Consider the following 4,829-nt stretch of genomic DNA (forward strand, 5'->3'; position numbering starts at 1 on the left):
GATTTAGGTTCCAGTGCCGCAAGGCGTGAGAGTTCGAGTCTCTCCTTCCGCACCAGTCATTAACGGGGATAAGCATGCTTATCCCCGTTTTTGTATGTTTCATCCAAAGAAACTGCCCTGATGGGGGGGTATGGACCCACTAGTCCTTAGCTTCGGGGAAGCGTATGTGAATATTACAGATATGAAAGGCTGAGCCAGGGCTGCTGTGTTTCGGGTCTTTTAATACGGGCTTTTCATTATAACGTCTGTTCTATTCGCTGGTTTATATCGTTGAGAAGTGAGAGTGGTGCAAATCCTGTAGGGAAATGGAATGTTTTAATAAGAAGTGTTCCTTTGCCTTGCCCGGATTCATTGTGACAGAACGTGTTTATGCATTTTCAGTTCACATTTGCTAGTCTATGCACCTTTTGGCCCATTGTTTACACAGGTTTTGGTGTTGAGGAACAAAAATGCAAGTCTCCCTTGAAACGACTTCCGGTATTGAGCGCAAGCTGACGATCACTATCCCGGTTGCTGATATCGATAGTGAAGTGAATAAGCGTCTACAGGACCTGTCCCGACGTGTTCGTCTGGATGGCTTCCGTCCCGGCAAGGTTCCAATGAAAGTGGTTAAGCGTCGTTACGGTGCGGGTGCCAGACAGGAAGTGCTCGGTGAGATGATGCAGTCTTCCTTTATTGATGCCATTCAGGAACAGAACCTGAACCCTGCCGGTGCGCCATCCGTTGAAGCCAAATCTGACAACGATGAAGGTTTCACCTTTGTAGCTACGTTTGAAATCTATCCGGAAATTGCTCTGAATGATTTCAGTGCTATCTCCGTTGAGCGTCCGGTTGCTGAAGTTCAGGAATCAGATGTTGACGAAATGATCGAAACCCTGCGCAAGCAGAGCACAACCTTTGCAGACGTTGAGCGCGCGGCAGAGCAGGGTGATCGTGTTACCTTTGACTATGTTGGCACTAAAGACGGTGAAGCATTCGAAGGTGGCAGTGCAGAGAACTCTACCCTGGAGCTGGGCTCTGGTCGCATGATTCCAGGCTTTGAAGATGGCCTGGTGGGTGTTTCTGCCGGTGAAGAGAAAGTGCTTTCCCTGACTTTCCCTGAAGATTATCAGGCGAAAGATCTGGCGGGTCAGTCTGTTGAATTTGCCTGCAAGGTTCACAAGGTTGCTGCACCAGCCCTGCCTGAACTGAATGATGAGTTTTTTGCTCGCTTTGGCGTCAGCGACGGTGGTCTGGAAGGTTTCCGTAATGAAGTTTCCAAAAACATGGAACGTGAACTGCGTCAGGCGATTAAGAACAAGGTCAAGAACCAGGTAATGGATGGCCTGCTGAAGATTCATGAAGTTGAAGTGCCTTCTGCCCTGACTTCTCAGGAAATCGACCGCATGCGCGAACAGGCTGTACAGCAGTTCGGTGGCATGAGGGGTGGTTTTGATCCAAAGCAGCTGCCAGCAGAGCTTTTTGAGGCCGATGCCAAAAAGCGTGTTGCCCTGGGTCTGTTGATTGGTGAAGTGGTTAAGCAGCGTGAAGTCAAGGTTGATGATGAGCGCGTACGTGCCATGATTGAGGAAATGGCTTCCGCTTACCAGGAGCCTCAGCAGGTTGTTGACTGGTATTACAGCAACGACGAACAGCTGTCGCAGATCAAGTATGTTGTTCTGGAAGAGCAGGTAGTGGATACTATTCTTGAAGCGGCTCAGCTTTCAGAAAAAGCATGCAACTATCAGGACGCTATCAAGCCTGCTGAGCGTGCAGCTGAAGCTGAAACTGAAGAGGCAGAGCAGGAAGAGACTGCCTGATTCCGCTTGTAGAAGAGCTCTTCATGAAGAGCGTGGGGGATGGGTGGCTGATTTGCCGGCTCCCCTGACAAGCAGCTAAGGTTTTACCGGCTCTGGTCGTTTTAATCTGGTATGCAAGCGACTAATCTGTCAGTCTATACGACTGGTAGAGAAGTCGCTTTTCTTCGACTTGGCAAGGAGTTAAGACAGGATATGTCCAATCTGATAGACCCGCACGCCGTTGCGATCACCAACTCAGGACTGGTACCTATTGTTGTTGAACAATCAGCCAGAGGTGAGCGCTCTTACGATATCTATTCCCGCCTCCTTAAAGAGCGAGTGATCTTCCTGGTGGGCCAGGTTGAAGATCATATGGCAAACCTGGTGGTTGCCCAGCTGCTGTTCCTTGAATCCGAAAATCCGGATAAGGACATTCACCTTTATATCAACTCGCCAGGAGGGTCTGTAACTGCCGGGATGTCAATTTATGACACCATGCAGTTTATCAAGCCTGATGTTTCGACCATGTGTATTGGTCAGGCTGCGAGTATGGGAGCCTTGCTGCTGGCTGGTGGTGCAGCTGGCAAGCGATATTGTCTGCCGCACTCCAGGGTAATGATTCACCAGCCGTTGGGAGGTTTCCAGGGGCAGGCGTCAGATATCGAAATTCATGCCCGCGAGATTCTGAGCATCCGCAGTAAGCTGAACCATGTTCTGGCTCATCATACCGGACAACCTCTTGAAGTCATTGAGCGTGATACTGACCGCGACAACTTTATGAATGGTGATGAGGCAGTTGAGTATGGCCTGATTGACCAGGTCATGAATCGTCGTGGCGAAGGCAGTAATAAAGACAAAAAATAAGCTGGGCGGCTTGTCATGAGCTGAAGCTTTTTTAAATGAGCTGATGGCTCTTTAAATAAGCTGATAGCTCTTATGTAATCTCCGGCGAGATGCTCTGTAATCAATGAGAATAGCCTCTGTTGAGTGTGCTATTTTCATTATTTATGATGCCAGCAGGTTGATTTTTATCCAAAGTCGTTGAACACTAACTCATAGGTTGAGTTCTCCTGGTATGGAGCACTCTATCTGAATAGCTCTCCAGAAACATGCATGGTCCCGGATGGTCAGGGCATGAATTCTGGTATCACCCGGATCAAGCACTTGAAAACATGCCTTGTTGCCTGCATCTTATCAGGCATGTAATCGTGAATCATGAAATGGGCTTTGATCAGTTTGACTGGCAGGTCTGTTTACATTGTCTATTTTTCACTGGAGAGTGCAGGGCAGGCATTGTCCGTATAACAGGGTAATCGAATGACCGACGAAACAAGCGGCAAGGGTGAAGACAGCAAGTTGTTGTACTGCTCTTTCTGCGGAAAGAGTCAGCATGAAGTGCGCAAGCTGATTGCCGGCCCTTCCGTATTTATATGTGATGAATGTGTTGATCTATGCAACGATATCATCCGTGAAGAAATTCAGGACAGCAGTGGTGAAGAGTCTTCTGACAAGCTGCCGATCCCTCGCGAGATCAAGGAAACTCTCGACGAGTACGTAATTGGCCAACCCCGGGCCAAGAAAGTCTTATCCGTCGCGGTATACAACCACTACAAGCGCCTGCGTTTTGGCGATGCCAAGGGCGATAGGAATAAAGATGATGTTGAACTGGGGAAAAGTAATATCCTTCTGATAGGTCCTACCGGAAGCGGTAAGACGCTACTGGCTGAGACGCTGGCGCGCATGCTCAACGTGCCATTCACCATTGCTGACGCCACGACCCTGACGGAAGCAGGTTATGTTGGTGAAGACGTTGAAAATATCATTCAGAAACTGCTGCAGAAGTGCGATTACGATGTAGAAAAAGCCCAGATGGGTATTGTCTACATTGATGAAATTGACAAGATTTCCCGCAAGTCTGATAACCCATCCATCACCCGCGATGTTTCCGGTGAGGGTGTCCAGCAGGCTCTGCTCAAGCTGATTGAGGGTACGGTTGCATCGGTTCCTCCCCAGGGTGGGCGCAAGCATCCCCAGCAGGAGTTCCTGCAGGTTGATACCTCCAATATTCTCTTTATCTGTGGTGGTGCTTTTGCCGGTCTGGATAAAGTAATTCGTGGTCGTACTGACAAGTCTGGTATTGGCTTTTCTGCTGAAGTCAGCAGCAAGGATGACAAGAAGGATCTGGGTGAAACCTTTAAGGAAGTTGAGCCGGAAGATCTGGTGAAATTCGGTCTTATCCCTGAGTTTGTAGGCCGTCTTCCTGTCATTGCAACGCTTGAAGAGCTGGATGAAGAGGCGTTGGTGCGCATTCTCGTTGAGCCTAAAAATGCGTTGACCAAGCAGTACAGCAAGCTCTTCGATATGGAAGAGGTAGAAGTGGATTTCCGTCAGGATGCGCTTCGTGCCGTTGCAAAAAAAGCCATGGAGCGTAAAACCGGTGCTCGTGGTTTGCGCTCAATACTTGAAGCGGTATTGCTTGACTCAATGTATGAAATTCCTTCCGATAAAAGCATATCCAAGGTGGTGATTGATGCATCGGTTATCAATGGTGACTCTGAGCCGCTATTGATTTACGAGAACTCTGAAACACCAAAGGCGGCGCTTTCTGACAAGTGATTTGCTGTTGATTGCAATAAAAAACCCTGCCTGGCAGGGTTTTTTATTGTCTTATCATTTCATTCTGTTTTTCCCTGTTTTTCCCTGAAGGGTTGTTTTTTCTGGTGAGGCTTTTGACGAGAAAAATGTATCGGAATGGTCAGTGCCAGCATTAAAAAATCATACCAACAGGCGCTGCCTTACTATCAAGGGAATATCTGTTGCCGTATACAGGGGATGGATGATGAAAAGAACAGGGTATAGTTGATGAAGAATTTTGCTGCTATGAAAGAATGGATAGAAAATCAGTGACCTTGGCTTGAGCTTGTTTGTCAAATAATCTGAAGATTATTGCTTAAGGTTTTCAGGGAAGTAAGAAGGCGGGGTAAAGAAGATATGCTTGGTCGGAGCGAGAGGATTTGAACCTCCGACCCCCACAACCCCATTGTGGTGCGC

Annotated in this window: 3 protein-coding genes; all 3 read left to right on the plus strand. The window is 48.1% G+C overall.

What is annotated here, in order from left to right; genetic code table 11:
* Positions 1-449 precede the first annotated feature (449 nt).
* The 3 genes from tig (at position 450) to clpX (ending at position 4,394) form a co-directional block, all read left to right on the plus strand.
* Positions 450-1,799, plus strand: a complete 1,350-nt coding sequence (gene tig, locus KDK13_RS09165; protein WP_257284677.1) for a trigger factor — start codon at positions 450-452, stop codon at positions 1,797-1,799.
* Positions 1,800-1,991: 192 nt separating this feature from the next.
* Complete coding sequence (clpP, locus tag KDK13_RS09170; RefSeq protein WP_257284678.1) at positions 1,992-2,642, plus strand: ATP-dependent Clp endopeptidase proteolytic subunit ClpP; 651 nt, start codon at positions 1,992-1,994, stop codon at positions 2,640-2,642.
* A gap of 453 nt (positions 2,643-3,095) precedes the next feature.
* Positions 3,096-4,394, plus strand: coding sequence for an ATP-dependent Clp protease ATP-binding subunit ClpX (gene clpX, locus KDK13_RS09175; RefSeq protein WP_257284679.1), 1,299 nt, complete (start codon positions 3,096-3,098; stop codon positions 4,392-4,394).
* The last annotated feature ends 435 nt before the right edge of the window (positions 4,395-4,829 follow it).

This window comes from Endozoicomonas sp. SESOKO1 (genome assembly GCF_024606265.1).
Taxonomy (GTDB): Bacteria; Pseudomonadota; Gammaproteobacteria; order Pseudomonadales; family Endozoicomonadaceae; genus Endozoicomonas.

Excerpts from the sequence above, each read along its gene's own strand:
- clpP (WP_257284678.1), top strand. The coding sequence starts at position 1,992 with ATGTCCAATCTGATAGACCCGCACGCCGTTGCGATCACCAACTCAGGA.
- clpX (WP_257284679.1), top strand. The coding sequence starts at position 3,096 with ATGACCGACGAAACAAGCGGCAAGGGTGAAGACAGCAAGTTGTTGTAC.
- tig (WP_257284677.1), top strand. The coding sequence starts at position 450 with ATGCAAGTCTCCCTTGAAACGACTTCCGGTATTGAGCGCAAGCTGACG.